The following is a 4,998-nucleotide window of genomic DNA, read 5'->3' on the forward strand; positions in this document are numbered from 1 at the left end:
TAGTTAATAGTTTCAGGTTTCTTTACTTCTCCTCTAGACCACTCTCTAATTTGTTCTGGAGATGCTAACCCGATTTGTAAAGCATCAAAATTATTTAATTCGAACAAGGGTGTGTCCTCCCTTCATAGTTTAATGTGAATTTTTAAGCCTTCCCTTACTCTAATGAGTAAGGGAACACTTTATATCCTAGTTAAAGTCATCCTCTATGTCTAAATCATTTGTGAAGTCTAATAAGTCTATGTTTTCATAGTCTATTTCTTCATCCATGTCTTCTGATGGAATGTATACTTCCCCTTTTTCCTCTTTAACCTCTTCTGTTGTTGAATCTTCAGTACCTTCCATGTTAACTTCTAATACTTCTATTTCATCATCATCTTCAGCTAATTCTTTGAATTTAACTTCTTGGTTATTATCATTTAAAACTTTAACGTCTAAACATAAAGCTTGAAGTTCTTTAATAAGAACCTTAAATGACTCTGGCACTCCTGGTTCAGGAATATTTTCACCTTTAACAATAGCTTCGTAAGTTTTAACTCTACCTACAACATCATCTGACTTAACAGTAAGTATTTCTTGAAGAGTATGAGCAGCACCGTATGCTTCTAATGCCCAAACCTCCATCTCTCCGAATCTTTGTCCTCCGAATTGTGCCTTACCACCAAGTGGCTGTTGAGTTACTAATGAGTAAGGTCCTGTTGATCTAGCATGAATCTTATCATCAACTAAGTGAGCAAGTTTTAAGATGTACATGATACCAACTGTTACTTCGTTATCAAACTCTTCACCAGTTCTACCATCTCTTAAAACTGTCTTTCCATTTCTATTGTATCCTGCTTTTTCTAAGCAATCTTCTATATCAGTTTCTGTAGCACCATCAAATACTGGTGTAGCAATATGCCATCCTAATGCACTTGCAGCCCATCCTAAGTGAACCTCTAATACCTGACCGATGTTCATACGAGATGGAACTCCTAATGGGTTTAAGCATATTTGAAGTGGTCTACCATCTGGTAAAAATGGCATATCTTCTTCTGGCAATACTCTTGAGATAACCCCTTTATTACCATGACGACCAGCCATTTTATCTCCAACAGATATTTTTCTCTTTTGAGCAATGTAACATCTTACAAGTTCATTAACTCCTGGTGATAAATCATCTCCATTTTCTCTTGTAAAGACTTTTACATCTACTATTATACCAGCTTCCCCGTGTGGAACTCTTAAAGAAGTATCTCTAACTTCTCTAGCTTTTTCACCGAATATAGCTCTTAATAATCTCTCCTCAGCAGTAAGTTCAGTTTCTCCTTTTGGTGTTACCTTACCAACAAGAATATCTCCTGATCTTACCTCAGCACCGATTCTGATTATACCTCTTTCATCTATATCTTTTAAAGCATCCTCACTTACATTTGGAATATCTCTAGTTATTTCTTCTGGTCCTAATTTAGTATCTCTAGCTTCACATTCATATTCTTCAATATGGATTGATGTAAATACGTCTTCTCTAACTAACTCCTCTGAGATAAGCATAGCATCTTCGTAGTTATATCCTTCCCAAGTAATGAATCCCATTCTTATATTTTTACCTAAAGCTATTTCTCCTAAATCAGTTGAAGGTCCATCTGCTAATACTTCACCTTTAAGTACCCAGTCACCTTTAGCTACTATAGGTCTTTGGTTTATACAAGTACCTTGGTTACTTCTTTTAAATTTAAGAAGTCTATAAGTATCAACACCACCATCTAATTCTCTCTTAACTCTTACTTCGTTAGCACTTACATAAACTACTTCACCAGTATTCTTAGCTTTAGGAAGAACTCCTGAATCTACAGCTGCTTTGTATTCTATTCCAGTACCAACTATTGGAGCATATGGTTTTAATAAAGGAACTGCTTGACGTTGCATGTTTGATCCCATTAGAGCTCTTGATGCGTCGTCATTCTCTAAGAAAGGTATCATCGCTGTTGCAACAGATACTAGCTGTCTTGGAGAAACGTCCATTAAGTCAACATCCTTACTTGGAACTACTAATACCTCACCTTTATCTCTAACGGTTACTTTTTTATCAATAAAGCATCCATTTTCATCTAATGGTTCATTAGCCTGAGCTACTAAGTATTGATCTTCCTCATCTGCAGTAAAGTATCTTATTTCATCAGTTACTCTACCTTCTGCTTTATCTACAACTCTATAAGGAGTTTCAATAAAACCATACTCATTAACTTTAGCATATGTAGCTAAAGAGTTTATAAGACCTATGTTTGGTCCCTCTGGAGTCTCGATAGGACACATTCTACCATAGTGAGAATGGTGAACGTCTCTTACTTCGAAACCAGCTCTTTCTCTTGAAAGACCTCCTGGTCCAAGAGCTGATAATCTTCTCTTATGAGTTAACTCAGATAATGGGTTTGTTTGATCCATGAACTGTGATAACTGTGAACTTCCAAAAAATTCTTTTATAGCTGCTGCTACTGGTCTTATGTTAATTAATTGTTGTGGTGTTATAGCTTCTTGGTCTTGAATAGTCATTCTCTCTTTAACTACTCTTTCCATTCTTGATAAACCAATTCTAAATTGATTTTGTAAAAGCTCTCCAACACTTCTTAATCTTCTGTTTCCTAAGTGATCTATATCATCAATATATCCAATGTTGTAAGCTAAGCCAATTTGATAACTTATTGTAGCAAATATATCATCTTTGATTATGTGCTTAGGAATAAGTCTTGTAATATTCTTTTTAATCTCTTCTTTTATAGTTTCTTCATCAGAATAATTATCTAAGATTTCTCTTAATGTTGGATAGTGAACTAATTCTCTAATGTTTAAATCTGATATATCAAAGTCTACACACTTGTTTATGTCTACAAAGTGATTACCTATAACTCTGATTACTCTGTCTTCAACTAAGACATCAACTGAATTTATTCCTCTATTTTGAATTTCTTCAGCATTAGTTCTTGATATTTTTTCACCTTTTGCAATTAAAACTTCACCAGTTAATTTATCTACTATGTCTTCTGCTGCTATTTGGTTAGCTATTCTTAAACCAATTGCAAGTTTTTTGTTAAACTTGTATCTACCAACTCTTGATAAGTCGTATCTCTTAGCATCAAAGAATAAAGAATCTATTAAACTAATTGCACTATCAACTGTAGGTGGTTCACCTGGTCTTAACCTCTTATAGATTTCTAATAACGCTTCTTCTTTAGTCTTAGTATTATCTTTTTCTATTGTAGCTTTGAACCTTTCTTCTTCACCAAAATACTCAAGAAGTTCTTGGTCGCTTCCAAAGCCCATAGCTCTTCCTAGTATACTTATAGGAAGTTTTCTTGTTTTATCTATTCTTACATAGATAACATCATTTGAATCTGTTTCATACTCTAACCATGCACCTCTGTTAGGTATTACTGTTGCAGAGAACAGTTTTTTACCAGTTTTATCTATATTGTAATTATAGTAAACACCTGGTGATCTTACTAACTGAGAAACAATAACTCTTTCGGCACCATTGATTATAAAAGTTCCTTGCTCTGTCATTAATGGGAAATCTCCCATAAATACCTCTTGTTCTTTTATTTCTCCAGTTTCTTTGTTTTGAAGTCTTACAGCTACTTTTAGCGGTGCAGCATAAGTAGTGTCTCTTTCTTTACACTCTTCAACTGAATATTTTATGTTATCCATATCTAGAGTGTATCCTACAAACTCAAGCACAAGATTTCCAGTAAAGTTTGAGATAGGATTAATATCATCAAAAACTTCATAAAGTCCTGCATCTAAAAACCATTTGTAAGAATCTAATTGAATTTCAATTAGATTTGGCATTTCAGCCACGTCTTTGACTTTTGCAAAGCTCATTCTCGTTCTTTTTCCAACTTGGACAGGATGTACCATCAACTTTCACCCCTTGTATAAACTAAAATAGCCAAAAGCATACTTTCCCTAAGGACCTATGCTTTCGGATTACATACAATATCATCTTTTTAGTATACCCAAATTTTAATGTAGTATACATAAAATTCATATTCAACTTTATACTATTATACAATAGTACATTTACTTATGGTATCATAGTCAATACCAGTTGTCAATATTCTAAAAAATTTACTTTAAATTATTTTTATTGCTCAATCTCTTGAGTTAAAAAAAAGAGGCACCACTAAGTACCTCTTTTAATATTTTTAAATTAAGCTTTAATTACTTAAGCTCTACTTCAGCTCCAACTTCAGCTAATTTAGCTTTCATTTCTTCAGCTTCTTCTTTAGCTACAGCTTCTTTAAGTGTCTTAGGAGCTCCGTCAACTATTTCCTTAGCATCCTTTAATCCTAATCCAGTTATTTCTCTTACTACTTTGATAACCTTAATCTTGTTAGCTCCAGCGCTAGCTAAAACTACGTCGAATTCAGTCTTTTCTTCAGCAGCTCCACCAGCTACTGCTCCTGCTACTGCTACTGGTGCAGCAGCGCTTACTCCAAATTCCTCTTCGCAAGCAGTTACTAATTCATTTAATTCTAAAACGCTCATTTCTTTTATAGCTTGAATGATATCTTCTCTTGTCATTTTAATTGCACCTCCAAATTTTTTAAAAAACAATGTTTAACTTCTTAATTAAGTTAATTATTACTCAGCTGATTCAGCTTCCTTCTTTTCTTTTATTGCATTTAATAAGTATGCAAGGTTTGATAATGGAGCCTTGATACTTCCAAGAAGTTTTTCAATAAGAACTTCTTTTGATGGTATTGATGCGATCTTTGTGATCATTGCTTGATCATAAACTTCTCCATCAACTACACCTGCTTTTAATTCTAACTTCTTGTGGTCCTTAGCGAAATCATTTAAGATTCTTGCTGGAGCTGTAGCATCTTCATATCCAAATGCCATTGAAACTGGTCCTTCTAAGTATTGAACAATACCTTCTAAACCTAATTCCTTAGCTGCTAAAGTAACTAAAGTATTTTTGTATACTCTGTACTCTATTCCTGCTTCTCTTAAGTTCTTTCT

Annotated in this window: 3 protein-coding genes; all 3 read right to left on the reverse strand. The window is 33.8% G+C overall.

Annotated features, from left to right (window positions below; all coding sequences use genetic code 11):
* Positions 1-186: 186 nt before the first annotated feature.
* Complete coding sequence (gene rpoB, locus Q1J60_RS04590) at positions 187-3,891, reverse strand: DNA-directed RNA polymerase subunit beta (RefSeq protein ID WP_300259078.1); 3,705 nt, start codon at positions 3,889-3,891, stop codon at positions 187-189.
* 303 nt (positions 3,892-4,194) lie between these two features.
* Complete coding sequence (gene rplL / locus Q1J60_RS04595) at positions 4,195-4,557, reverse strand: 50S ribosomal protein L7/L12 (RefSeq protein WP_209796852.1); 363 nt, start codon at positions 4,555-4,557, stop codon at positions 4,195-4,197.
* 60 nt (positions 4,558-4,617) lie between these two features.
* On the reverse strand, positions 4,618-4,998 hold a 381-nt coding region (gene rplJ, locus Q1J60_RS04600), incomplete at its 5' end, for a 50S ribosomal protein L10 (RefSeq protein ID WP_300259081.1).

It is taken from the genome of Clostridium sp., from assembly GCF_029258205.1.
Classification (GTDB): domain Bacteria; phylum Bacillota; class Clostridia; order Clostridiales; family Clostridiaceae; genus Sarcina.